Annotated in this window: 19 protein-coding genes; 16 read left to right on the forward strand and 3 right to left on the reverse strand. The window is 44.3% G+C overall.

All coding sequences use genetic code 11. The features are described from left to right. The first annotated feature begins 80 nt into the window (after nucleotides 1-80). The 7 genes from AAHJ11_RS20850 to AAHJ11_RS20880 all read left to right on the forward strand — a co-directional run bounded on the left by AAHJ11_RS20850 (nucleotide 81) and on the right by AAHJ11_RS20880 (nucleotide 9,334). Complete coding sequence (locus tag AAHJ11_RS20850) at nucleotides 81-2,579, forward strand: hypothetical protein (RefSeq protein ID WP_320974347.1); 2,499 nt, start codon at nucleotides 81-83, stop codon at nucleotides 2,577-2,579. Nucleotides 2,580-2,588: 9 nt separating this feature from the next. Next, the gene (locus AAHJ11_RS20855; RefSeq protein WP_148364174.1) at nucleotides 2,589-4,355 is read left to right on the forward strand and encodes an HSP90 family protein; all 1,767 of its coding nucleotides are present in this window, start codon (nucleotides 2,589-2,591) and stop codon (nucleotides 4,353-4,355) included. A 9-nt stretch (nucleotides 4,356-4,364) separates the two neighbouring features. Then, nucleotides 4,365-5,435: a hypothetical protein gene (locus AAHJ11_RS20860; protein ID WP_320974348.1), complete on the forward strand. Its 1,071-nt coding sequence runs from the start codon at nucleotides 4,365-4,367 to the stop codon at nucleotides 5,433-5,435. Between the two features lie 69 nt (nucleotides 5,436-5,504). After that, nucleotides 5,505-7,397 (forward strand): biosynthetic arginine decarboxylase, encoded by a 1,893-nt coding sequence (gene speA / locus AAHJ11_RS20865; protein ID WP_074558252.1) that lies wholly within the window; start codon nucleotides 5,505-5,507, stop codon nucleotides 7,395-7,397. Between the two features lie 123 nt (nucleotides 7,398-7,520). Beyond that, nucleotides 7,521-8,294, forward strand: a complete 774-nt coding sequence (gene argB / locus AAHJ11_RS20870; RefSeq protein ID WP_148364172.1) for an acetylglutamate kinase — start codon at nucleotides 7,521-7,523, stop codon at nucleotides 8,292-8,294. Nucleotides 8,295-8,355: 61 nt separating this feature from the next. Further along, nucleotides 8,356-8,865 carry an RNA polymerase sigma factor gene (locus tag AAHJ11_RS20875; protein ID WP_148364171.1) on the forward strand — a complete coding sequence of 170 codons (510 nt, stop codon included), beginning with the start codon at nucleotides 8,356-8,358 and terminating at the stop codon, nucleotides 8,863-8,865. Then, entirely contained in the window at nucleotides 8,855-9,334 is a 480-nt protein-coding gene (locus AAHJ11_RS20880) for a hypothetical protein (RefSeq protein WP_148364170.1), read from the forward strand. Before AAHJ11_RS20875 ends, AAHJ11_RS20880 begins: the two co-directional genes overlap by 11 nt. A gap of 168 nt (nucleotides 9,335-9,502) precedes the next feature. Here AAHJ11_RS20880 and AAHJ11_RS20885 read toward each other — a convergent pair whose 3' ends face one another. Further along, nucleotides 9,503-10,285: a head GIN domain-containing protein gene (locus AAHJ11_RS20885; RefSeq protein WP_320974349.1), complete on the reverse strand. Its 783-nt coding sequence runs from the start codon at nucleotides 10,283-10,285 to the stop codon at nucleotides 9,503-9,505. Nucleotides 10,286-10,414: 129 nt separating this feature from the next. Between AAHJ11_RS20885 and AAHJ11_RS20890 the strand changes: the two genes are divergently transcribed. Then, nucleotides 10,415-11,113, forward strand: coding sequence for a SprT family zinc-dependent metalloprotease (locus AAHJ11_RS20890; RefSeq protein WP_148364168.1), 699 nt, complete (start codon nucleotides 10,415-10,417; stop codon nucleotides 11,111-11,113). Nucleotides 11,114-11,236: 123 nt separating this feature from the next. On the opposite strand, the gene AAHJ11_RS20895 is transcribed toward AAHJ11_RS20890, so the two are convergent. Continuing rightward, on the reverse strand, nucleotides 11,237-11,635 hold the full coding sequence (locus tag AAHJ11_RS20895) for a hypothetical protein (protein ID WP_148364167.1): 399 nt from the start codon (nucleotides 11,633-11,635) through the stop codon (nucleotides 11,237-11,239). A gap of 172 nt (nucleotides 11,636-11,807) precedes the next feature. On the opposite strand from AAHJ11_RS20895, the gene rimP reads away from it, so the two are divergent. The 8 genes from rimP to AAHJ11_RS20935 all read left to right on the forward strand — a co-directional run bounded on the left by rimP (nucleotide 11,808) and on the right by AAHJ11_RS20935 (nucleotide 22,436). After that, complete coding sequence (rimP, locus tag AAHJ11_RS20900) at nucleotides 11,808-12,275, forward strand: ribosome assembly cofactor RimP (protein ID WP_148364166.1); 468 nt, start codon at nucleotides 11,808-11,810, stop codon at nucleotides 12,273-12,275. A 2-nt stretch (nucleotides 12,276-12,277) separates the two neighbouring features. Beyond that, nucleotides 12,278-13,558: a transcription termination factor NusA gene (nusA, locus tag AAHJ11_RS20905; RefSeq protein WP_117932414.1), complete on the forward strand. Its 1,281-nt coding sequence runs from the start codon at nucleotides 12,278-12,280 to the stop codon at nucleotides 13,556-13,558. A 113-nt stretch (nucleotides 13,559-13,671) separates the two neighbouring features. Continuing rightward, nucleotides 13,672-16,770: a translation initiation factor IF-2 gene (gene infB, locus AAHJ11_RS20910; protein ID WP_320974350.1), complete on the forward strand. Its 3,099-nt coding sequence runs from the start codon at nucleotides 13,672-13,674 to the stop codon at nucleotides 16,768-16,770. 112 nt (nucleotides 16,771-16,882) lie between these two features. Continuing rightward, nucleotides 16,883-17,416, forward strand: coding sequence for a CvpA family protein (locus AAHJ11_RS20915; protein WP_148364164.1), 534 nt, complete (start codon nucleotides 16,883-16,885; stop codon nucleotides 17,414-17,416). Nucleotide 17,417: 1 nt separating this feature from the next. Next, nucleotides 17,418-18,896 carry a Fe-S cluster assembly protein SufB gene (gene sufB, locus AAHJ11_RS20920; RefSeq protein ID WP_004307399.1) on the forward strand — a complete coding sequence of 493 codons (1,479 nt, stop codon included), beginning with the start codon at nucleotides 17,418-17,420 and terminating at the stop codon, nucleotides 18,894-18,896. Between the two features lie 115 nt (nucleotides 18,897-19,011). Next, nucleotides 19,012-19,764, forward strand: coding sequence for a Fe-S cluster assembly ATPase SufC (gene sufC, locus AAHJ11_RS20925; RefSeq protein ID WP_004298251.1), 753 nt, complete (start codon nucleotides 19,012-19,014; stop codon nucleotides 19,762-19,764). A gap of 97 nt (nucleotides 19,765-19,861) precedes the next feature. Further along, the gene (sufD, locus tag AAHJ11_RS20930; protein WP_004298250.1) at nucleotides 19,862-21,205 is read left to right on the forward strand and encodes a Fe-S cluster assembly protein SufD; all 1,344 of its coding nucleotides are present in this window, start codon (nucleotides 19,862-19,864) and stop codon (nucleotides 21,203-21,205) included. Between the two features lie 19 nt (nucleotides 21,206-21,224). Further along, the gene (locus AAHJ11_RS20935) at nucleotides 21,225-22,436 is read left to right on the forward strand and encodes an aminotransferase class V-fold PLP-dependent enzyme (protein ID WP_195648974.1); all 1,212 of its coding nucleotides are present in this window, start codon (nucleotides 21,225-21,227) and stop codon (nucleotides 22,434-22,436) included. Nucleotides 22,437-22,812: 376 nt separating this feature from the next. Here AAHJ11_RS20935 and AAHJ11_RS20940 read toward each other — a convergent pair whose 3' ends face one another. Then, on the reverse strand, nucleotides 22,813-25,002 hold the full coding sequence (locus AAHJ11_RS20940; RefSeq protein ID WP_320974351.1) for an alpha-galactosidase: 2,190 nt from the start codon (nucleotides 25,000-25,002) through the stop codon (nucleotides 22,813-22,815). Nucleotides 25,003-25,118 lie beyond the last annotated feature (116 nt).

Below are 25,118 nucleotides of genomic sequence, written 5' to 3' on the forward strand. Positions count from 1 at the left end.
ATTCGGTCAATATTTGTACCTTGCACTCGTTATGAGATTTTTATTGACTAGTGACACAAAATTAAGGTAAAGTCTATATCATGAAAACTTTAAAAGAGAAATTTGGGGAGTTATCCGCTAAAATTAAAGCATCCGGACAACCTGCAAGGGGATGGTTTCCGCAGTATACACCGGCTTCATTATTAAGTGCGGAAAACTGGTGGGAAGCATTGGCTGTATGTGAATATGCTTTGGACACAAAAGAAGACGAGAAATTAACAGAAGATTTTTTTGAACTGATATTCAGTGCTTTTGACTGTAACGTAGAGGTCGGTCTCAATGCGGAAGAATATGAATTCTGGTGGGAAAAGGTGATGCAGGTATGCGACCGTGTAGCAGAGTTTAGCGGTGCGGGATGGGCGCAGAAAGGTGCACAATATTCTGAAGCCCGTTATGGAAAGCGGGATATGAGTTATTTGTTTCCATACTACGAGAAAGCTGCCGATATGGGGTGGGCTGAAGCGGAAGCAACTGTTGCCTATTGGCGATACATGGGATTTTATTGTGAACAAGATAAAGAAGAGGGGGAACGGCGTTTTGCCGCTCTCACTTCTCCCGAAGCTATTTGGTGGGGAAAGCATTATCGTGCTTTTGTCGAAGAATTTACAGGAGATAAAGCAAAGGCATTACAGATACGGAATGACCTGCTTGCCGAATTGCCTGAAGGTGAACGTTTGCGTGCTCATGTATATGCATCGTTGGGAGATGCGCTCGACAGGGCGGAAGGTAACGTGGCAGAGGAAGCTGCTTACTACGAAAAAGCTCTGGAAATTGTTCCCAATCTTTATAGTCTTAAAAATCTGGCTACGCTTTATTTCCGTTATCCGGAACTGAATAAACCGAAAGAACTGAGCTTCGAACTTTGGGAAAAGGCCTGGCATGCCGGTGTGTGGTCTGCCGCCAATTTCCTGGGATATAACTATCAGGAAGAGGAATGGCTGGATATGCCTAAGGCGATTGAGTGGCTGGAAAAGGGCATGCTTTATTGTGAACCATACAGTGCGTATGAACTGTCATTGATCTACCTGTATAATGATGAATATAAGGACGTGGAACGTGGACTGATGTGTCTGAACCGCTGCGTGGAGGATGATTACATACAAGGTATCGAAGGACTGGCCAATATCTATTTCAACGGTGATTTGGTGCCGGAAGACATGAATCGCGCGAAAGAGTTGTTGGAGAAAGCCATTGAATTGGGTTCGGGAAGTGCAGCTTATCGTTTGGGCTGGATGTATGAACGTGGCTTCTTGTCTGAAGAACCGGATTATGTGAAGGCATTGGAGTATTATGAAAAGGCGGCTTCGCTGAATAATGCCGATGGGTATTGCCGTGTGGCTCTTTATCTGGCTAATGGATATAGTGGTGTGAAGGACCCTGTAAAATCAAGGGAATATTATGAAAAAGCGGCCGAACTGGGTGCTTGCTTTGCCCTTGTGGAACTGGCATTCTTATATGAGAATGGCGATGGAGTGGAGAAGAACTATGAAAAGTCTTTTGAACTGATTAGCAAGGCGGCCGAACAGGGTTATCCTTATGCAATGTTCCGTGTAGGACTTTATATGGAAAAGGGTGTTCTTGGCGAAGTGAAACCGGAAGAGGCTTTCGCTTGGTATACAAAGGCGGCTGAAGCGGACGATAATGATGCGATCTTTGCTTTGGGACGTTGCTATAGAGAAGGTATCGGGACGGAAGAAAACTGGGATAAGGCACTCGAATGGTTTAGTAAAGGGGCGGAAAAGAATGAAGCCCGTTGTCTGACCGAATTGGGGATGGCTTATGAGAACGGCAATGGCGTGGAAGAGAATCCTCAAAAGGCAGTGGAATATATGATGAAGGCTGCCGAGCAGGACTATGGTTATGCGCAGTTTAAGATGGGAGATTATTATTTCTTCGGTTGCGGTCCCTGTCTGGAAGATAATAAAACGGCTGTGGAATGGTATGACAAGGCGGTGGCTAATGAGATTCCGATGGCTATGTTGCGTATGGGTGAGTATTATCTGTATGATTATGACAGCCTGAATGAGTCGGAAAAGGCTTTTGCTTATTTCAAGAAAGCTGCCGAGTATGAATGGTACAGTGAAGGACTGGGTATCTGTTATGAAATGGGTATCGGAGTGGAAGATAATGAAACGGAGGCTTTTAAATATTATACACTGGCTGCGGATAATGGGAATACGATGAGTATGTATCGTACCGGACTTTGCTATTATAACGGAGTAGGTGTGAAGCAGAATTATGCCGAAGCTTATCGCTGGTTTACGGATGCGGCGGGGCATGAGAATATCGCTGCGACTTATTATCTGGGTAAGATGATGATGTATGGCGAAGGTTGTAACCCTGATCCGGAAGCTGCGGTGCAATGGTTGCTGAAAGCTGCCGAGAAAAACAACGATAAAGCACAATTTGAACTTGGAAATGCCTATCTGACAGGAAATGGTGTGGAAGAAAACGATGAAATAGCCATGGAGTGGTTCGAAAAGGCCGCAGAGAATGGCAATGAGAAAGCTCTTAAAATCACCGGAAGGAGGAGGAAGTAGAAGAGGAACATGGAAAAAGAAGGAAATAATCTGTTTCAGGTCAATCTTAAAGGTATGATTGCCCTGTTATCAGAGCACATTTATAGTAATCCGAATACTTTTGTTCGCGAACTGTTGCAGAATTGTGTAGATGCCATCACGGCACTACGCAATATTGACGAGAATTACAAAGGTCGCATCGATGTCTTTCTGAATGAGGACAAGACAGTGGTATTCCGGGATAATGGTATCGGACTGAAAGAGGAGGAAGTTTATCGTTTTCTGACTGTTATCGGGGAGAGTTCAAAGCGGGATACTCCCGATGCGGACGATTTTATCGGAAGGTTCGGTATCGGATTGTTGTCTTGTTTTGTGGTGACTAATGAAATCACCGTAGAGAGCCGTTCGGCAATGGGCGGACAACCTGTTTGCTGGTGTGGAAAAGTGGATGGGACGTATCAGTTGACTTTATCAGACGAAGAACGGCCCATCGGGTCGCAGGTGGTATTGCACCCGAAAGGAGACTGGATGCATCTTTTTGAATATGAAACGTTTAAGAAGATACTGGTGAGTTACGGGGAAGTGTTGCCGTATCCTATCTATCTGCATTATCAGGGGGAGGAGGAGTTGGTAAATACGCCTTCACCTGTATGGCTTGACCCGAAGGCGACTCGTAAGGAGTTGCTGGATTATGGGGCGAAAGTGTTTCAGTCGTCTGCTCTCGATGCTTTCCGGATCTATACTGAAAGCGGCAAAGTGGAAGGGGTGCTTTATGTCCTGCCTTTCCGTACGCAATTTTCAGTGCGTAACTCTCATAAGGTCTATCTCAAGCGTATGCTGTTGAGCGAGGATGATTGCAATCTGTTGCCGTCATGGGCTTTCTTTATCCGTTGTCTGGTGAATGCGGACGGGTTGCTGTCTACTGCTTCCCGGGAGTCTTTGGTGAGTAATGACCAGCTGAAGGATGCCCGAAAAGAAATCGGGGTGGCTATCAAGGATTATCTGCGGGGATTGGTGCAGAATGACCGTGCCATGTTCAACCGGATTCTGGATGTTCATCACTTTCATATCAAGGCGATTGCTTCGGAGGATAATGAATTGCTCCGTTTGTTTATGGATTACCTTCCTTTTGAAACCAATAAGGGGTTGCGTAGCTTTGGAAATATTCGTTCGGCAAGCAATGTGATATGTTATACCAAGAATCTGGAGGATTTCCGGCAAGTGCGGCGTATAGCCGGAGCACAGGGTTGGCTGGTCGTGAATGCTGCTTATACGTTTGATGAAACTTTGTTGAAAAAGTATGTCCGTCTGAATCCGGAACTTACTTTGGATGAAATATCTCCTTCACGGTTGCTGGAGCAGTTTGGTGAAGTGGAGGCGAACCAGGAATCTCAGGCTTTTGAGGTGAAAGCGAACGAACTGTTGAAACGGTTTGGCTGTATCTGTCGTCTGAAGCATTTTACTCCGGTAGATATTCCGGTTATTTTTGTGGCGGAGGAAAAGGAGAATGCCGCTAAAAGTGCTAATAACCCGTTGGCGGCTGTGTTGGGGGCTGTGAATACTGCAAAGCAGATTCCGCCGACACTCACTTTCAATGCGGATAATGAAATGGTGCAGACCTTATTGCAAATACAAGGAGACAATAAACTGTTCCGGCATGTGGTGCATATATTGTATGTACAGTCGCTTCTGCAAGGTAAATATCCGGTAAACAGCGAAGAAATGGAGCTTTTCAACCATTCGCTAAGTGAACTGATGACTTCGAAAATGAATGATTTTATAAATTTCCTGAATTAAAGAAAGAGAATGAGATACACACTTGAAATACAAAAATTGCTGTTGCAGACACAGAATAAGAACCTGCATCCCCGCGAAAAAGCCAATCTGTTGAAAGAAGCCATCCGTATCGCTGATGAGAACGAAGATGTGGAATGGGCTACGGAGATGAGACTGGATCTTATTTATGAACTGAATCTTCTCTCGGCGGATGCTGAGGAGATTACCGTGTTCTCTAAAATTCTGGATGATTACGAGAATCACAAGGATGTGATCAAGGAAGATGACTTGTTGTGGAAATATAAGTGGATATGGGCTTGTACGTTCGATCTTCCGGAGATTCCGATGGAACAGGTGCAGGCAGTCGGGGAGGATTATAAAACCCGTATCCTCCGGAACGGATATTCTTTGCGGAGCTATTATCACCGCTGGTCTGTGGAATGTGTCTGGATGCGGCAGTATGACAAGGCGAAAGAATACATTGATAAAATGTTGAATGAGAAGATAGACGATCAGTCGTGTGAGGCTTGTGAATTGAACTTTATGCTGGATTATTATCTGGAAACAGGACAGTTTGATGAGGCTTACAGCCGCGCGCAACCGTTGATTAATAAGCAGGTCACTTGTTATGAGGCTAATCTGCGGGCCTACTTGAAACTTTCTTATTATGCGCAGAAAGCAGGTAAACCGGAAATTGCCGCTGATATGTGTGCACGTGCCGAAGAAGCGTTGGTGGGAAGGGAGAAGGATGAATATCTTTTGCTCTATCTGGGATTGTTTATTGCCTATTATATGATGACGAAGCCGGAAAGGGCTTGGGAATATGTCGAACGGTGTATCGGTTGGAGTTTGCGTACGAATACGTTGAAGAGTTATCGTTTCTCCTGTGATATGGTAGAGGCTTTGAAGTATGAAACTCGTCCGGAAGTCTCGTTGTCTTTGCCGGAAGAGTTTCCTCTTTATCGTCCGGATGGAATTTATCAGGTAAACGAACTTCGCAATTATTTCTATCAACAGGCAGAGGAGCTGGCACATCGCTATGACGCCCGTAACGGAAATAGTGGTTATCTGGACCGTTTGAAAGATTTAATGTCTAATTAATTGCCAACATGTAGATTAATCCGTATTTTTGCCGTCCAATTATTTACTAAAAACACTGAATAACAGAAAATGAGAAAGTGGCGTATTGAAGATTCTGAGGAACTCTACAACATCACAGGTTGGGGCACCTCGTACTTTGGTATTAATGACAAGGGTCATGTTGTTGTTACACCTCGTAGAGACGGGGTGTCTGTCGATTTGAAAGAACTGGTCGATGAGTTACAATTGCGTGATGTGGCAGCTCCCATGCTGGTGCGTTTTCCGGATATTTTGGACAACCGTATTGAGAAGATGTCGTCCTGCTTTAAACAGGCAGCCGAGGAGTATGGTTATAAAGCCGAGAACTTTATTATCTATCCGATTAAAGTCAACCAGATGCGCCCCGTGGTGGAAGAGATTATCAGCCATGGAAAGAAGTTCAATCTCGGACTGGAAGCCGGTTCCAAACCGGAACTCCATGCGGTGATTGCTGTCAATACGGATTCTGACTCATTAATTGTATGTAACGGATATAAAGACGAAAGCTATATTGAACTGGCTTTGCTTGCCCAGAAAATGGGTAAACGTATTTTCCTCGTTGTAGAGAAGATGAACGAACTGAAGCTGATTGCAAAGATGGCAAAACAGCTGAATGTGCAGCCTAACATCGGCATACGTATCAAACTCGCTTCTTCCGGGAGCGGAAAGTGGGAAGAGTCGGGAGGGGATGCCAGCAAATTCGGCTTGACTTCCAGTGAACTTCTCGAAGCACTCGACTTTTTGGATAGCAAAGGGCTGAAGGATTGTCTGAAACTGATTCATTTCCATATCGGCAGTCAAGTGACAAAGATACGTCGTATCAAAACGGCTTTGCGTGAGGCTTCACAATTCTATGTGCAGCTGCATTCGATGGGATTCAACGTCGAATTTGTCGATATTGGTGGTGGACTGGGAGTGGATTATGACGGAACCCGTTCGTCTAATAGTGAAGGTAGCGTGAATTATTCCATTCAGGAATATGTAAACGACTCTATTTCTACTCTGGTGGACGTGAGCGATAAAAATGGCATCCCACACCCGAATATCATAACGGAGAGTGGACGTGCACTGACGGCACATCATTCCGTTCTTATCTTTGAGGTACTTGAAACTGCTACCTTGCCCGAATGGGATGACGAGGAAGAGATTGCTCCGGATGCTCATGAACTGGTGCAGGAACTGTATGGTATCTGGGATACACTGAATCAGAACAAGATGTTGGAAGCATGGCATGATGCGCAGCAGATCAGGGAGGAAGCGCTGGACTTGTTCAGTCATGGAATCGTAGATCTGAAAACCCGTGCACAAATTGAGCGTCTGTATTGGTCTATTACGCGTGAGATTAATCAGATTGCCGGTGGTTTGAAGCACGCGCCCGATGAATTCCGCGGACTGTCTAAATTGCTTGCCGATAAATATTTCTGTAACTTCTCGCTCTTTCAGTCGCTTCCCGACTCTTGGGCGATCGACCAGATATTCCCGATCATGCCTATCCAGCGACTGGATGAGAAACCGGAACGTTCGGCTACTTTGCAGGATATTACCTGTGATTCGGACGGTAAAATTGCTAATTTTATTTCTACCCGTAACGTTTCCCATTATCTGCCCGTACATACACTGAAAAAAACGGAGCCCTACTATGTAGCTGTGTTCCTGGTCGGTGCTTATCAGGAGATTCTGGGAGATATGCACAATTTGTTCGGTGATACGAATGCCGTGCATGTTTCGGTGAATGAGAAAGGATATAATATCGAACAGATTATTGACGGAGAAACGGTAGCGGAGGTGTTGGACTATGTACAGTACAATCCGAAGAAACTGGTACGTACACTCGAAACCTGGGTGACGAAGTCTGTGAAAGAGGGAAAGATTTCTTTGGAAGAAGGAAAAGAATTCCTCTCCAACTATCGTTCAGGGCTTTACGGATATACTTATTTGGAATAGATAAGTAGGCACGGATTACACGGATTTCACGGTTTTAGTTGTGTGAGAACGTAAAGCCACCGTGAAATTATGCGAAGCCACCGTGAAATCCGTGTAATCCGTGCCTAAAAATAAGAATAGGAAATGAGAGAAAAACTAACAGTTATTAAGGTGGGTGGCAAAATCGTAGAAGAGGAAGCCACCCTTCGTCAGTTGTTAAATGACTTTGCCGCTATCGCTGGGCATAAAGTATTGGTTCACGGCGGCGGCCGTTCGGCTACAAAGATTGCCGCACAACTGGGTATTGAAAGCAAAATGGTAAATGGTCGTCGGATTACCGATGCCGAAACCTTGAAGGTCGTAACGATGGTATACGGCGGATTAGTGAATAAAAATATTGTGGCAGGCCTGCAAGCGCGCGGAGTCAATGCACTCGGATTGACCGGAGCGGATATGAACGTGATCCGTTCGGTGAAACGCCCGGTGAAAGAGGTGGACTATGGTTTTGTGGGTGATGTGGAAAAGGTGGATGCTACTTTGTTGTCGGATTTGATACATAAGGGAGTGGTTCCGGTAATGGCTCCATTGACACATGACGGACACGGTAATATGCTGAACACGAATGCAGATACCATTGCCGGGGAGACAGCGAAAGCGTTGTCCACGCTGTTTGATGTGACATTGGTATATTGTTTTGAGAAGAAAGGCGTGTTGCGTGACGAGAATGATGATGACAGTGTGATTCCCCAAATCACCCGTGCCGAATTTGAACAATATGTAGCTGATGGCGTTATTCAGGGAGGTATGATTCCCAAGTTGGAGAATTCTTTTGAAGCAATAAATGCAGGAGTCTCTGAAGTGGTAATCACCTTAGCGTCAGCGATTAACGATACTGGTGGAACAAGAATAAAAAAATAATTCAAAAAAAAGTAGTGGGCGACTGTAACTTTTCATATCCTAGCCCGTCATTATTATAGAGATGCAAGAAATCAGCTTCCGAAACGATATTTTGCCGTTGAAGGATAAACTCTTTCGATTGGCTCTCAGAATCACCCTGGATAGGGCCGAAGCCGAGGATGTCGTTCAGGACACCATGATAAGAGTGTGGAAGATGCGTGATGAGTGGTCTCAAATTGAATCGGTCGAAGCTTATTGCCTGACAGTGGCAAAGAATCTGGCGATAGATCGAAGTCAAAAGAAAGAGGCTCAAAACGTGGAACTCACCCCCGAGATGGAGGAAGAACCTGATGCAAACAGTCCGTATGACCAGATGATTCATGATGAGAGAATGAACATTATTAATAGACTGGTAAACGAACTTCCCGAAAAACAGCGGCTTATCATGCAACTGAGGGACATTGAAGGTGAAAGCTATAAGAAAATTGCAGGGTTGCTGAATCTGACAGAGGAACAAGTCAAAGTGAACCTCTTCAGAGCCAGACAAAAAGTAAAACAAAGGTACTTAGAAATTGACGAATATGGATTATAAGGATATAGAACAGCTCCTGGAGCGATACTGGCAATGCGAAACTTCCGTTGAGGAGGAAGCAACATTGCGCGACTTCTTCGCAAAGGAGGAAGTTCCGGCTCATTTGCTTCGCTATAAAAACCTGTTTGTTTATCAACAGGTTCAGCAGGAAGTAGGACTGGGCGAAGACTTTGATGCACGTATTCTGGCAGAGGTGGAGCCTACGGTTGTAAAAGCGAAACGCTTGACGCTGGCCGGTCGTTTTATTCCTCTGTTCAAAGCCGCTGCCGTGATTGCAATCATCCTTTCTTTGGGGAATGTGGCACAACATTCTTTCTCCGGAGATGACGGAAGTGTATTGGCAACGGATACCATTGGTAAACAAGTAACTGCGCCGTCGGTCGCTATCTCGAATGATGTGAAAGCGGAACAGGTTTTAGCCGATAGTTTGGCGAAGATCAACCACAAGGTGCAAGTTATAAACGAATAGACATTTTCATTTGCTTTAAACATATAATATAGTTAGTGTGCTTAATTAAAACAACAACGAAGGCGAAACTGTGAAGTTTTCAATTCTCTCAAATTTTTAGATTAAAACTAACTAAATAAATGGGCTACCGCGCGATGCAGTAGCCCTTTTATGTGTTTTAGACTGTCTTTATTTGATTTGCCGTATGTTTTTCCGTGGAGCATCCACTTCTTGTGGATTGCCTTTATAGGCAATATCGCCACTTCCTTTCACGCGGGCAACCAGCTTCTGACTTGCATGGCAACTGATGTTTCCGGATCCACTGATGCTTGCATCCGTATTTTCTGCTTCTAAATCTGCAGCCTGAATGTTTCCCGATCCGCTAATAGAATATTTTGCTTGAATGGCTTTGCCTTTAAGATTGATGTTGCCCGAACCGGAAATTCCTGCCTGACATTCCTGACTCTCAATTTGTTGCAGTCTTACATCTCCCGATCCATTAATTGAAACAGCCATTCTTCGGCAGTTAAGTCCTTCTCCCTGAATGTTTCCCGAGCCGTTTATATGGAACTCGATATCTTTAGGAGTTTGTATTCCATTGATTAATTTTATATTTCCCGAACCATTGATCGTTAGCTTATTCAGTTCCGGAGCAAAAACTTTTATTTCCAGTTTCCCTTTCCGGATACTGACATTCTTCTTGAATTTAATAATTAATGTATTGCCGTCTACATACGTTTCTACAAGTGGTATAATGTTATCGGAGCCATGTATCTCAACGTGGCTGAGTGTATCTTGGTGATAACTGATATTGGCACTTCCCAATAGTTTGATTTCATTGAAGTGGTCGGCTTTTACTTCTTGGGAGATGTAGTTCTTGCTGCCTACTACGTGTTTTCCCTGCAAGCAAGAGCCGGCAGTAAGTACTAGAGACAATCCGGTGACTAATACGAGCAATAAACTTGTTTTCATAATTATGTTTTTCTATGATTGATATGGCAGTTAGACGGAAGAGTCTGATATAAAGTTGCATCTTACGCGAAGTTTTTCATTAGAATCTTCTTTTTTATTACTTTTGTGCCTGTTGATAGGAGGATTATAATGGATAAGATCATAGAAGATGACGAATTGGGACGTCTGATAGTGCGCGTCAATTCACGTGCGAGGAGTCTTGTATTCCGTACAAAGAGTGATGCTGTTTATGTTTCGGTTCCTCCCGGCACTACATTGAAAGAAGTGAAGCAGGCGGTCGAGAATCTGCGTGGTAAACTTCTGGCCTCCCGACAAAAACTAGCCCGGCCGTTGATTGATCTGAATTATAAAATTGATGCGGAGCACTTTAAACTATCCTTGGTTTCCGGTGAAAAAGATCAGTTTCTGGCTAATTCCCGGTTGGGAGTTATGGAAATAGTTTGTCCGCCTCATGCGGATTTTACGGATGAGAAACTGCAAAGCTGGTTGCATAAGGTAATCGAAGAATCGTTGAGGCGGAATGCGAAAAGTATCCTTCCTTCACGTTTGGCCTCCTTGTCCAAGCAATGCGGACTTCCCTATTCAAGTGTGAAAATAAACTCCAGTCAAGGCAGGTGGGGAAGTTGTTCGGCTCGAAAAGATATTAATTTATCCTATTATCTGATTTTACTGCCTTCTCATTTAATAGACTATGTGTTGTTGCACGAATTATGTCATACGCGTGAGATGAATCATAGCGAACGATTTTGGGCGTTGCTAAATCAGCTTACAGAAGGAAAAGCATTGGCTTTAAGGGGAGAATTAAGAAAGTACCGTACGGAAATTTAGAATGTTTCATTGCCGGATTAGTGGCATCGTATTGTCACACTTGTGCCACCACGTTGGCACAGTCGTGCCAATGCGATGGCATAGTTGTGCCAACGTGGTGGCACAAACTTAGTTAATATGCCCTTATTGTTTGGCTAATTGTTTAATTCCGTCTGATTCTTTTTCGAACTGATAAGTCCCTCCTTTTTCACTAAGATCAAACGTAGACACTAATTCTGTGTTATTATCTACAATCAGCAAGGCGCTCTGTTCGGCAAAACGTCCCACTTCTACTGTGTAAGGTTCTTCCGACATGGTTTTGTTGGAGATCAGACTGTCATTGACAAACAAAGAGATGGAATCTCCGGCAAACCCCTTTACCAGACTGATTGTATAGCTCTCGATAAAATGACGTTCTTCCTGCTTTTCCCGTTGTAGTCGCATGCTCATATAGACAAAAATAACTACGACAAAAATGACGGCAAAAGCAAGCAGCCCGTTACCTACCATGAACTGTTTATTTGTGTTGAGACGATGTGCCATAGTCGTTATTTTTTGAATTACGGCGTAAAGATACGAATATAGCACTGTTAATTCATACTTTTTTTCTTTAATGTTTTGTAGTCGAACAGATTATTTATATCTTTGCAACCGAAAACGGATGAAAGGTGGAGGGGCAATTAAGCTCCTTTTTTTGTTCTTATATAGCTAATAAATGATAGAAAAGAAAACTGTTTGTCAGATTGTAGAAGAGTGGCTGGAAGGAAAAGACTACTTTTTAGTAGAGGTAACCGTGAGCCCGGATGACAAGATTGTGGTTGAAATAGACCATGCAGAAGGTGTTTGGATCGAAGATTGCGTGGAGCTTAGCCGCTTCATAGAGTCGAAACTGAACCGCGAAGAGGAAGATTATGAACTGGAAGTAGGGTCGGCTGGGATCGGACAACCCTTTAAAGTTCTGCAACAGTATTATATCCACATCGGACAAGAGGTGGAAGTGCTGACCGGAGACGGACGGAAGTTGGCCGGCATACTGAAAGATGCCGATGAAGAGAAGTTTACGGTAGGCGTACAAAAGAAAGTAAAACCCGAAGGATCAAAGCGTCCGAAACTGGTAGAAGAGGACGAAACCTTCACTTATGAGCAAATAAAATATACTAAATACTTAATTAGCTTTAAATAGTTATGGCCAAAAAAGAAGAAACAATCAGCTTGATTGATACATTTTCGGAATTTAAGGAACTGAAGAATATCGATAGAACGACGATGGTTAGCGTACTCGAAGAGTCGTTCCGTAGCGTAATCGCGAAAATGTTTGGCACCGATGAAAATTACGACGTGATCGTGAACCCGGACAAGGGTGACTTCGAGATATGGCGTAACCGTGAAGTTGTGGCCGATGAAGATCTGACTAACCCGAATATGCAGATCTCGTTGAGCGAGGCACAGAAAATTGATGCTTCTTACGAAGAAGGTGAAGAGGTGACTGACGAGGTGATCTTTGCCAAGTTCGGACGTCGTGCGATCCTGAATCTTCGCCAGACGCTGGCTTCCAAGATTCTGGAACTCGAAAAAGACAGTATTTATAATAAATATATAGATAAGGTAGGTACTATCATCAATGCGGAAGTATATCAGATCTGGAAAAAAGAGATGTTGCTTTTAGACGATGAAGGAAACGAATTGCTGTTACCTAAGACCGAACAAATCCCGAGCGACTTTTATCGTAAAGGTGAGACGGCCCGTGCAGTAGTTGCCCGCGTGGATAACAAGAATAATAATCCTAAGATTATCTTGTCACGTACTTCTCCCGTTTTCCTGCAACGCCTGTTCGAGATGGAAGTACCCGAAATTAATGATGGTTTGATTACCATCAAGAAGATTGCCCGTATCCCCGGCGAACGTGCCAAGATCGCGGTGGAATCTTACGATGACAGAATCGACCCTGTAGGAGCCTGTGTAGGTGTAAAGGGAAGTCGTATTCATGGCATTGTTCGTGAACTTCGCAATGAGAACATCGACGTAATCAATTACACATCGAACATCTCATTGTTTATACAGCGCGCTTTAAGCCCGGCTAAGATTTCTTCTATTCGTCTGAACGAGGAAGAGAAGAAAGCAGAGGTATTCCTCAAACCGGAAGAAGTTTCGCTGGCTATCGGTAAAGGCGGTTTGAATATCAAACTGGCCAGTATGTTGACTGAGTACACTATCGACGTGTTCCGTGAGTTGGATGAGAATGTAGCTGACGAAGATATCTATCTCGACGAGTTCAGAGACGAAATCGACGGATGGGTGATCGACGCTATCAAAGCTATCGGCATCGATACAGCGAAGGCTGTGTTGAATGCTCCTCGTGAGATGTTGATTGAAAAGACGGACTTGGAAGAAGAGACAGTGGACGAGGTAATACGCATTTTGAAATCGGAGTTTGAAGAAGAAGATCCTTCTTCAATTGAAAATTAAAAATTAAAAATTAAAAATTTGCGATGCAATACAACGCAGCAGACTTTTATTTTTTAATTCTCAATTCTCAATTTTCAATTAAACAAGCTCCATTTATTCATTAATTTTAAAATATGACGATAAGGTTAAACAAAGTTACAAGAGATTTGAACGTAGGAATCGCGACGGTAGTTGAGTTCCTGCAAAAGAAAGGGCATACCGTTGAGGCTAATCCTAATACCAAAATTAGCGAGGAGCAATACGCTATACTCGTAAAGGAGTTTAGTACAGATAAGAACCTTAGACTTGAATCGGAGCGTTTCATACAGGAACGTCAGAATAAGGAACGTAATAAGGCGTCGGTATCGATTGAAGGCTTCGAAAAGCAGCCCGAAAAGCCGAAGTCGGAAGATGTGATTAAGACAGTCGTACCTGAGGATGCACGTCCGAAGTTTAAACCTGTCGGAAAAATTGATTTGGATAAATTGAACGGTCGTAAACCTGAAAAGGTGGAGAAAGCACCGGAACAGAAACAGGAAGAACCTGTTGTAGAACGGCCTGTCGTTAAACCCGAAGTGGAAAAGGAGCCCGAGAAGAGAGAACCCGAGGTGAAGAAGGAAGAGGTGGTGACACCTCCTGTTTCTGTTGTAGAGCCTGCTCCAGTGGTGGTTGAGCCCGTAGTAGTGCCGGAACCTGTAGTGGAGACGAAGCCGGTAGAAGTTGAAAAAGTAGTGGAAGTAGTGAAAAAAGAAGAGCCGAAGGTAGTAGCAACTGCACCTGTGAAGGCGGAAGAACATAAAGAAGAAAAAAAGGTGGAAACTGCACAGGCTGAAGTAACCCCGGTAGCGGAAAAGGCTCCGGAGGATGATGGTGTTTTCAAAATCCGTCAACCGGAATTAGGCGCAAAGATTAATGTGATCGGTCAGATCGACCTGGCTGCATTGAATCAGTCTACTCGCCCCAAGAAGAAATCGAAGGAAGAGAAACGTCGCGAACGTGAAGAAAAGGAAAAAATCCGTCAGGATCAGAAGAAGTTGATGAAGGAAGCTATCATCAAGGAAATCCGTAAGGATGATTCTAAATTGGCGAAGAGCGGACCTAAGGACAGTGCGGAAGCAGCTGCAAACAAGAAGAAACGGAACCGTATCAATAAAGAGAAGGTGGACGTTAACAATGTTGCAACTTCCAACTTTGCTGCTCCGAGACCTAATGTACAGGGTAAAGGCGGCAATGGTAACGGTCAGGGCGGTCAGGCCAACGGACAGGGAAATAACAACAGAAGAAATAACAACAATAAAGATCGCTTCAAGAAGCCGGTTATCAAACAGGAAGTGAGCGAGGAAGACGTAGCAAAACAGGTAAAAGAAACCCTTGCACGTCTGACAACCAAAGGTAAGAATAAAACGTCCAAATACCGTAAAGAGAAACGTGAAATGGCTTCCAACCGTATGCAGGAACTGGAAGATCAGGAAATGGCAGACAGCAAGGTATTGAAGTTGACCGAGTTCGTTACGGCTAACGAATTGGCAACGATGATGGATGTTTCGGTTAATCAGGTTATCGCTACTTGTATGAGTATTGGTATCATGGTTTCCATCAACCAGCGTTTGGATGCGGAAACCATCAATCTGGTGGCTGAAGAATTCGGATTCAAGACTGAATATGTAAGTGCGGAAGTGGCACAAGCTATTGTTGAAGAAGAAGATGCTCCGGAAGATTTGCAACCGCGTGCTCCGATTGTAACGGTGATGGGACACGTTGACCACGGTAAGACTTCTTTGCTCGACTATATCCGTAAGGCGAATGTAATTGCCGGTGAGGCCGGAGGTATTACCCAGCATATCGGTGCTTATAACGTGCAACTGGAAGACGGTCGTCGTATTACATTCCTCGATACTCCGGGTCACGAAGCGTTTACCGCTATGCGTGCTCGTGGTGCCAAAGTAACGGATATTGCTATCATTATTGTGGCTGCCGATGATAACGTGATGCCACAAACGAAAGAAGCGATCAATCACGCGATGGCTGCCGGTGTACCTATTGTATTTGCAATCAATAAGGTCGATAAACCGACTGCAAATCCGGATAAGATTAAAGAAGAACTGGCTGCGATGAATTACCTTGTTGAAGAATGGGGTGGTAAATATCAGTCACAAGATATCTCTGCCAAGAAAGGTATGGGTGTGGAAGACTTGCTGGAAAAAGTATTGCTCGAAGCAGAAATGCTCGACCTGAAGGCAAATCCGAACCGTAATGCTACGGGGTCCATCATCGAATCTTCACTGGATAAGGGACGTGGATATGTAGCTACTGTATTGGTATCTAACGGTACTCTGAAAGTGGGAGACATCGTATTGGCGGGAACCAGCTATGGACGTGTGAAGGCTATGTTCAACGAACGTAACCAACGCGTCAAGGAAGCAGGACCTTCCGAACCGGCATTGATCCTGGGATTGAATGGTGCTCCTGCTGCAGGTGACACATTCCATGTAGTCGAAAGCGATCAGGAAGCTCGTGAAATCACTAATAAACGTGAACAGCTGGCTCGTGAACAAGGTTTGCGTACGCAGAAGATCCTTACATTGGATGAGTTGGGTCGTCGTATCGCTTTGGGTAACTTCCAGGAATTGAACATCATCGTTAAGGGTGACGTGGATGGCTCTGTGGAAGCATTGAGCGATTCGTTGATTAAGTTGTCTACGGAACAAATTCAGGTAAATGTTATCCATAAGGGTGTAGGAGCTATTTCTGAATCTGATGTTTCTTTGGCTGCCGCTTCGGATGCGATTATTGTCGGATTCCAGGTACGTCCTTCGGGTGCTGCCGGTAAGATGGCCGATCAAGAGGGTGTTGACATCCGTAAGTATTCTGTCATCTACGATGCAATCGAAGAGGTAAAGGCTGCTATGGAAGGTATGTTGGCTCCGGAAGTAAAGGAACAGATTACTGCAACCATCGAAATCCGCGAAGTATTCAATATCACGAAAGTCGGTCTGGTAGCCGGAGCGATGGTGAAGACCGGAAAGGTGAAACGCAGCGACAAGGCTCGTTTGATCCGCGATGGTATCGTAATCTTTACCGGAAATATCAACGCATTGAAACGTTTCAAGGACGATGTGAAGGAAGTAGGTACAAACTTCGAGTGTGGTATCAGTCTGGTGAACTGCAACGACATGAAGGTAGGCGATATGATCGAGACATTCGAAGAAATAGAAGTGAAACAGACACTGTAATAGGCAGTGCTGAATCAATATCAGGCACGGATTACGCGGATTTCACGGTTCTTTAATAAATCCGTGTAATCCGTGAAATCCGTGCCTGAATTATATCATAGAATAGAAGAATATGGCAACGATTGATATAATTATCCTTATTGTAATAGGCGCCGGAGCGATTGTAGGTTTTGTAAAAGGCTTCATTCGTCAGTTGGCTTCTATTTTGGGGTTGATAGTCGGTCTGATGGCAGCGAAAGCCCTGTATGCCTCTTTGGCGGAGAAGCTTTGCCCGACAGTGACGGATTCAATGACAGTTGCGCAAGTGTTGGCTTTTATCATGATCTGGATTGCCGTACCATTGATCTTTGTATTGATCGCCTCGCTATTGACAAAAGCAATGCAGGCTATTTCGCTGAACTGGCTGAATCGCTGGTTAGGAAGTGGGCTGGGAGCACTTAAGTTTCTGTTGTTAACGAGTGTAGTGATTGGTGCGATAGAGTTTGTGGACAGCGATAATAAGTTAATTAGTGCAACAAAAAAGGAGGAATCTTTGTTATATTATCCGATGGAAACGTTTGCGGGGATCTTTTTCCCTGCTGCGAAGAATATGACGCAACAATATATATTAGAGAATAAAGATAAAGATGCAACAAGAACCCAATAAAATGAAACCCAATCAGAAAGACGAACTTGAAAAGAAGACTGATAATGAGTTTGTCCGGAAATTTGCGGAGGAGAAATATAAATACGGCTTCACCACAGAGGTGCATACGGACATCATTGAGCGTGGACTTAATGAAGATGTCATTCGTCTGATTTCATCGAAAAAAGACGAACCGGAGTGGTTGCTGGAGTTTCGACTGAAAGCGTATCGCCATTGGCTGACGCTGGAAATGCCTACCTGGGCACATCTCCGTATCCCTGAAATTGATTATCAGGCAATTTCTTATTATGCCGATCCGACAAAGAAGAAAGAAGGACCGAAGAGCATGGAGGAAGTCGATCCTGAACTGATAAAGACGTTTAATAAACTGGGAATTCCTTTGGAAGAGCAAATGGCTCTTAGTGGAATGGCAGTGGATGCCGTTATGGATTCTGTTTCCGTAAAGACTACCTTCAAGGAAACGCTGATGGAGAAAGGAATTATATTCTGTTCGTTCAGTGAAGCCGTGCGGGAGCATCCGGATCTGGTGAAGAAATATATGGGCTCGGTAGTAGGTTATCGGGACAATTTCTTTGCAGCGTTGAATTCCGCAGTGTTCTCTGACGGCTCTTTCGTGTATATTCCGAAAGGAGTGCGTTGCCCGATGGAGCTTTCCACTTATTTCCGTATCAATGCCCGTAATACGGGACAGTTTGAGCGTACGCTGATTGTAGCGGATGATGATTCGTATGTTTCTTATCTGGAAGGATGTACGGCTCCGATGCGGGATGAAAATCAGTTGCATGCCGCTATCGTTGAGATCATTGTGCACGACCGTGCAGAAGTAAAATACAGTACCGTTCAGAACTGGTATCCGGGAGATGCGGAAGGCAAGGGCGGTGTATACAACTTTGTGACCAAACGCGGTAACTGTAAAGGAGTGGACAGTAAATTATCCTGGACACAAGTGGAAACCGGTTCGGCAATCACCTGGAAATATCCTTCCTGTATCCTGACGGGCGATAACTCGACTGCTGAATTCTATTCCGTAGCTGTAACGAACAACTATCAGCAGGCAGATACCGGAACGAAGATGATTCATCTGGGTAAGAACACCCGTAGTACGATTGTAAGTAAAGGTATTTCCGCCGGACATAGTGAGAACTCCTATCGTGGGTTGGTACGCGTGGCCGAGAAAGCGGATAATGCCCGTAATTATAGCCAGTGTGACTCTCTGTTATTGGGAGATAAGTGTGGTGCACATACCTTCCCGTATATGGATATTCACAATGAGACGGCAGTGGTAGAGCATGAAGCTACGACGAGCAAGATCAGTGAAGACCAGATATTCTATTGCAACCAGCGCGGTATTCCGACAGAAGATGCTATCGGACTTATTGTGAACGGATATGCAAAGGAAGTGTTGAATAAACTTCCGATGGAGTTTGCGGTAGAAGCACAGAAGCTGCTTACCATCTCATTGGAAGGAAGCGTGGGGTGATTTACTATTTGACAATTTACGATTTACTATTTGGCTGTGTGCTTATTGGAGGTAAATTGTCGGTAGTATAGGTTTTTAATAGTAAATAGTAAATGAAAAAATAGTAAATATAATCATGTTAGAAATAAAAGACCTGCATGCCAGTATTAATGGCAAAGAGATATTGAAAGGTATTAACCTGACGGTGAATCCCGGTGAGGTGCACGCTATTATGGGACCGAATGGTTCCGGTAAAAGTACGCTTTCCTCCGTATTGGTGGGTAATCCGGCTTTTGAGGTAACAAAAGGTTCGGTCACTTTTTATGGAAAGGATCTATTGGAGTTGAGCCCCGAAGATCGTAGCCATGAAGGAATCTTCCTTAGTTTCCAGTATCCCGTAGAAATTCCGGGTGTGAGCATGGTGAACTTTATGCGTGCTGCTGTGAATGAGCAACGCAAATATAAAGGTCTGCCTGCACTGACCGCCAGTGAGTTCCTGAAGCTGATGCGTGAGAAACGTGCGGTGGTGGAGTTGGATAATAAACTGGCTAACCGTTCGGTGAATGAAGGCTTTTCCGGTGGTGAGAAGAAACGGAACGAGATTTTCCAGATGGCTATGCTGGAACCGCGTTTGAGCATCCTCGATGAGACAGATTCCGGTTTGGATATTGATGCACTCCGTATTGTTGCGGAAGGGGTGAACAAGCTGAAAACTCCTGAAACAAGTACAATCGTTATTACCCACTACCAACGTTTGCTCGATTATATCAAGCCTGATATTGTGCATGTCCTTTATAAAGGTCGTATCGTAAAAACTGCCGGACCGGAACTTGCTCTGGAACTGGAAGAAAAAGGATATGATTGGATCAAGAAAGAAGTAGGAGAATAATTTTAGGCACGGATTACACGGATAACGCGGTTTTGCTCATGTATTTTAAACTGTGAAATCCGTGTAATCCGTGCCTGTAAATAAAAAAATATAAGCTATGATGGTTGAACAACAATATATAGAACTTTTCTCACAGACGGAAGCGATGATCTGCAAGCATAGTGCCGAAGTGCTGAATGCGCCTCGTGCATCAGCATTTGCCGATTTTGAGCGACTCGGATTTCCGACCCGTAAGATGGAGAAGTACAAATATACGGATGTGAGCAAGTACTTTGAACCGGATTTCGGTTTGAACTTGAATCGTTTGGCTATTCCGGTCAATCCGTATGAGGTGTTTAAGTGTGATGTGCCGAATATGAGTACCTCCTTGTATTTTGTGGTAAATGACACATTTTATAATAGAGCACTTCCCACAGGAAATCTGCCGGAAGGTGTGATTTTCGGCAGCCTGAAAGAAGTGGCCGAGCAACACCCGGAGTTGGTGAAGAAGTATTACGGTCAACTGGCAGATACTTCCAAGGATGGTGTGACTGCTTTCAATACCGCTTTTGCACAAGATGGCGTTGTCTTTTATGTGCCGAAGAACGTGGTGGTGGAAAAAACGATCCAGTTGGTAAATATCCTGCGTGCAGATGTTAACTTTATGGTGAACCGTCGCGTACTGATTATTCTGGAGGATGGCGCGCAAGCCCGTTTGCTGATTTGTGACCATGCAATGGATAATGTGAACTTTCTGGCGACACAAGTCATTGAAGTGTTTGCAGGTGAGAATGCGGTATTCGATATGTATGAACTGGAAGAAACACATACAAGCACAGTTCGTATCAGTAACCTGTATGTAAAGCAAGAGGCCAACAGCAATGTATTGCTCAACGGAATGACTTTGCATAATGGTACTACCCGCAACACGACCGAAGTGCTGCTGGCAGGAGAAGGAGCCGAAATAAATCTTTGTGGTATGGCGATTGCCGACAAGAACCAGCATGTAGACAATCATACAAGTATTGACCATGCCGTACCGAACTGTACCAGCAATGAGCTGTTCAAGTATGTGCTCGACGACCAGTCGGTAGGTGCGTTTGCCGGATTGGTACTCGTGCGTCCCGATGCACAACATACGAATTCCCAACAGACTAACCGGAATCTGTGTGCTACGCGTGATGCAAGAATGTATACACAACCTCAATTGGAAATTTATGCGGATGATGTTAAATGTTCGCATGGAGCAACAGTAGGTCAGTTGGATGAAGGCGCATTATTCTACATGCGTTCGCGTGGTATTGCAGAGAAAGAAGCCCGTCTGCTGCTGATGTTCGCATTTGTCAACGAAGTGATCGATACCATTCGTTTGGAAGCGCTGAAAGATCGTTTGCATCTATTGGTAGAGAAACGTTTCCGTGGCGAGTTGAATAGATGTCAGGGTTGTGCCATTTGTAAGTAACCACTAAAAAATAATGAACGTGGATATTCAAAAGATACGTGAAGATTTTCCGATATTGAGCCGTACGGTTTACGGTAAACCTTTGGTTTATTTCGACAACGGTGCGACAACACAGAAACCCCGTCTGGTGGTTGATGCGCTGGTGGATGAATATTATTCCGTCAATGCCAATGTGCATCGCGGCGTACATTATCTTTCCCAGCAAGCTACGGAACTGCATGAGGCTTCCCGTGAAACGGTACGTCAGTTCATCAATGCCCGTAGCACGAATGAAGTTGTCTTTACACGCGGAACAACAGAAAGTATCAACCTGCTTGTTTCCAGCTTTGGCGACGAGTTTATGGAAGAAGGGGATGAAGTGATTGTTTCCGTGATGGAACATCATAGTAACATCGTTCCCTGGCAACTGTTGGCTGCCCGCAAAGGGATTGCCATAAAAGTGATTCCGATGAATGATAAAGGTGAGCTTCTGCTGGATGAATATGAAAAACTATTTTCCGAACGTACGAAAATAGTCAGTGTGGTTCATGTATCGAACGTACTGGGTACAGTGAATCCAGTGAAGGAGATGATCGCAACAGCTCATGCGCATGGTGTACCTTGCCTGATAGATGCTGCACAGTCTATTCCTCACATGAAAGTGGATGTACAGGAGTTGGATGCCGATTTTCTGGTATTCTCCGCCCATAAGATATATGGTCCGACAGGTGTCGGAGTGCTTTACGGAAAAGAAGAATGGTTAGATCGCCTTCCACCTTATCAGGGAGGAGGAGAGATGATTCAGCATGTCTCTTTCGAGAAGACCATTTTTAATGAACTTCCTTTCAAGTTTGAAGCGGGTACGCCCGACTATATCGGAACTACCGGATTGGCAAAAGCCCTTGATTATGTGAACGGACATGGCATTGAACAGATAGCCGCCCATGAGCATGAACTGACAACTTACGCTTTGCAACGCTTGAAAGAAATCCCCCATATGCGTATATTCGGTGAAGCAGCCGAACGGGGAGCAGTCATTTCCTTCCTGGTGGGAGATATCCATCATTTCGATCTTGGTACGTTGCTGGATCGTTTAGGTATTGCCGTGAGAACGGGGCATCATTGTGCACAACCTCTCATGCAACGTCTTGGCATAGAGGGAACTGTACGTGCTTCGTTTGCCATGTACAATACCAAATCGGAAATAGACACATTGGTGGCAGGGATTGAACGTGTCAGCAAGATGTTTTAAAGATATGAGCTGCTATTCCTGCGGAGTAGCGGCTTTTTTATTCTTTAACTAAAAAAGATGCAGTCAAGTGCAGTGATTGGGACTTTCGTGCGTCTAATAAGTAAAGAAACAAAATGTTCATTGAATATCAGGAGGGTCGTGAGACCATGCTTATATTATATTAAATTCTCTCTCTTTAACATTAATCGCAGCTATATCGTAAAAAAATACGGTGTAGCTGCAACTTTTTTAGGGGACTTCCCCGTCTAATGGAATAGTTGTAACCATTGAAACAGCTGTTACGATTGAAGATGAATTGAATATTATTGTGTGTAAAAAGAAAGGGGAAACGCTCATAACAGCGAATCCCCTTTTTTATTGATTACTTCATTTCTTTTTATTCGGCAGTCAGCTCAATTACGCGGCTGAAAGCCTGATTTGTCGTGAAAGCATTGATCCCCACTTTCATCAGATAATCTCCTGAATAAGTATTCTCATTGGCAGCCAGATTCGATTTGGAATTCGGCATCAGGTTGATTTCTTTCACCTTATACATTTTCTTCACATCCAGTCCCTGAAGTTTTACCGGGAGCAGTTTCTCACCGAAACGTGGGTGGATATCGTAGGTATAAAGTACAGCCTTGTTCTTATCCGGTGAGGTATACATGAGAGACATGTGATTGCCATCGTAGGGAGAAACCAATCTGTATTGATCGCCGTCCAGAATCACTTTTTTCAGACGCGTCCAGTTGGCAACCGCATTCTGGCAATAAGTCTGTTCATCTGCATTCAGTTCCTTCAGTCCGAGGTCAAAGCCCAGTTTGCACATACTTGCCACATCCGTACGGAACTTCACGCTTGTCTTCTTGTTCCAGCTGGTTACGTGTGCACACATGGCCTTTGCCGGGAAGATTTGTGAGAATCCCCACTGGATAAACAGACGTTCTATCGGGTCTGTGTTGTCGCTGCACCAGAATTCTGTGTAATATTTCAGAGCTTCATAGTCGCAACGGGCGCCACCGCCGGAGCAGAGCATCATTGGCACGTTCGGATATTTGTCTTTGACACGTTTCAATACATTGTATATACCACGTACATGGTCGATATAAAGTTGTCCCTGCTTATTTTTTAAATATGGAGAATAAATATTCGTAATTGGAGAGTTACAGTCCCATTTAAAGAAAGCCACTTCCGGATTCTCTGTCAGGATCTTATCCACTACGCCATATACAAAGTCCTGTACTTTCGGATTGCTAAGATCGAGTACCAGCTGGTTACGGTAATAGTATGTTTCGCGGTTAGGCAGCTGGATAGCCCAGTCGGGATGCTTTTCGAACAACTCACTTTTAGGGTTGACCATTTCGGGCTCAATCCAGATACCAAATTTCACTCCGGCTTTTTTGGCAGACTGTACAAGGGCAGGAATACCGCCCGGCAGTTTGGATCTCATCACTTCCCAGTCACCCAGTCCGGCATTGTCACTGTTGCGTGGGTGCTTGTTGCCAAACCAGCCGTCATCCAACAAGAACATATCTACACCAAGATGTTTAGCTTCTTTCATCAATTCGGCAAGCAGTTCCTCATTGAATTTGAAGTAAGTATTTTCCCAGTTGTTTAATAAAGTCATGCGGTCGCCTTGTCCGTCTTTCAGCTGGTAGTTGCGTGCCCATGCGTGAAGGTTACGGCTGGCTTCGCCCGTGCCGTTGTTGCTGAAAGTAAAGATGAATTCAGGAGTTGTAAACACTTCATTCGGCTTCAGTTCATAATCAGATGCATAAGGATTGATGGCAGGGATTACACGGAGATTACCTACGTTGTCCACTTCGAAAGTGAACTGGAAGTTTCCTGTCCATCCGATAGTACCTAGCATGGCACGTCCCTGTGCTTCCTGTGCCGGTTGTTCAAAACCAAGCTCGAAGAACGGGTGGGTGTGCATGGCAGCACGGCTTCCCAATTTGGTGTCGATCACCTTTTTACCAAACAACAGAGGTTGTGTGCTCATTTGTGCTTCTTTTGCCCAATCGCTACTGAATTCTGTCAGGTAATATTCGTTTCCGGAGAAATAAAGCATTGTGGAAGCATAACGCCATAAGGTCACAGGCTTTTTTTCTGCATGTTTGATTTCACTCCACGTCTTGATGACGTTTTCTTTCGGATAAGCGATGTAATGCAGTGTGACTTCCACCGGGTATTGATCGTCTTTTAGTTGAATGATCGTTTCCGTTCCGCCCGCCACTGCCTTCTGCTCGGATGATATATAGCGGAGAATCGTACTCGGGTTCCCGTCATTGTGCGTGATGGCTACAGCCGGTTCAAAATAATCTTCGGCGCCGGAGCCCGGATATACTTCCCATCCGCGGGTGGATACGCTACCGTCACTTCCTCCTTTTACGTAAGGAGAAAAGTTGTTGATGTCTTTCTCGTTCAGTAACTTATCGCCCAGATAAGCCTGATAGAGTCGTCCGTTAGGAGCTACTTGGAGAATTAAGTCAGTGTTGTCCGTTGCGATGCGGATAACGTTCTTTTCTTGGGCGTCCACTTGCGCCAGGGTAAACAATGCCATAAGTAATACGAAAAGTTTCTTCATGGTTTTTTAATAATTAATCAGGTATTAGTTAGTTTGTGGGCATAGAATGCCGCAAAGATAATTATAATGGCATAGAAATGAATCATTTCGCCACAGATTATTTCTTTCCTCTGTAT

It is taken from the genome of Bacteroides sp. 90-K9/2, from assembly GCF_047310725.1.
GTDB lineage: Bacteria > Bacteroidota > Bacteroidia > Bacteroidales > Bacteroidaceae > Bacteroides > Bacteroides vicugnae.

Coding starts and splice junctions, on each gene's coding strand:
- AAHJ11_RS20850 (WP_320974347.1), top strand. CDS start 81: ATGAAAACTTTAAAAGAGAAATTTGGGGAGTTATCCGCTAAAATTAAA.
- sufC (WP_004298251.1), top strand. CDS start 19,012: ATGTTAGAAATAAAAGACCTGCATGCCAGTATTAATGGCAAAGAGATA.
- AAHJ11_RS20885 (WP_320974349.1), bottom strand. CDS start 10,285: ATGAAAACAAGTTTATTGCTCGTATTAGTCACCGGATTGTCTCTAGTA.
- AAHJ11_RS20875 (WP_148364171.1), top strand. CDS start 8,356: ATGCAAGAAATCAGCTTCCGAAACGATATTTTGCCGTTGAAGGATAAA.
- speA (WP_074558252.1), top strand. CDS start 5,505: ATGAGAAAGTGGCGTATTGAAGATTCTGAGGAACTCTACAACATCACA.
- nusA (WP_117932414.1), top strand. CDS start 12,278: ATGGCCAAAAAAGAAGAAACAATCAGCTTGATTGATACATTTTCGGAA.
- sufB (WP_004307399.1), top strand. CDS start 17,418: ATGAAACCCAATCAGAAAGACGAACTTGAAAAGAAGACTGATAATGAG.
- rimP (WP_148364166.1), top strand. CDS start 11,808: ATGATAGAAAAGAAAACTGTTTGTCAGATTGTAGAAGAGTGGCTGGAA.
- AAHJ11_RS20895 (WP_148364167.1), bottom strand. CDS start 11,635: ATGGCACATCGTCTCAACACAAATAAACAGTTCATGGTAGGTAACGGG.
- sufD (WP_004298250.1), top strand. CDS start 19,862: ATGATGGTTGAACAACAATATATAGAACTTTTCTCACAGACGGAAGCG.
- AAHJ11_RS20940 (WP_320974351.1), bottom strand. CDS start 25,002: ATGAAGAAACTTTTCGTATTACTTATGGCATTGTTTACCCTGGCGCAA.
- AAHJ11_RS20860 (WP_320974348.1), top strand. CDS start 4,365: ATGAGATACACACTTGAAATACAAAAATTGCTGTTGCAGACACAGAAT.
- argB (WP_148364172.1), top strand. CDS start 7,521: ATGAGAGAAAAACTAACAGTTATTAAGGTGGGTGGCAAAATCGTAGAA.
- AAHJ11_RS20855 (WP_148364174.1), top strand. CDS start 2,589: ATGGAAAAAGAAGGAAATAATCTGTTTCAGGTCAATCTTAAAGGTATG.
- AAHJ11_RS20880 (WP_148364170.1), top strand. CDS start 8,855: ATGGATTATAAGGATATAGAACAGCTCCTGGAGCGATACTGGCAATGC.
- AAHJ11_RS20915 (WP_148364164.1), top strand. CDS start 16,883: ATGGCAACGATTGATATAATTATCCTTATTGTAATAGGCGCCGGAGCG.
- infB (WP_320974350.1), top strand. CDS start 13,672: ATGACGATAAGGTTAAACAAAGTTACAAGAGATTTGAACGTAGGAATC.
- AAHJ11_RS20890 (WP_148364168.1), top strand. CDS start 10,415: ATGGATAAGATCATAGAAGATGACGAATTGGGACGTCTGATAGTGCGC.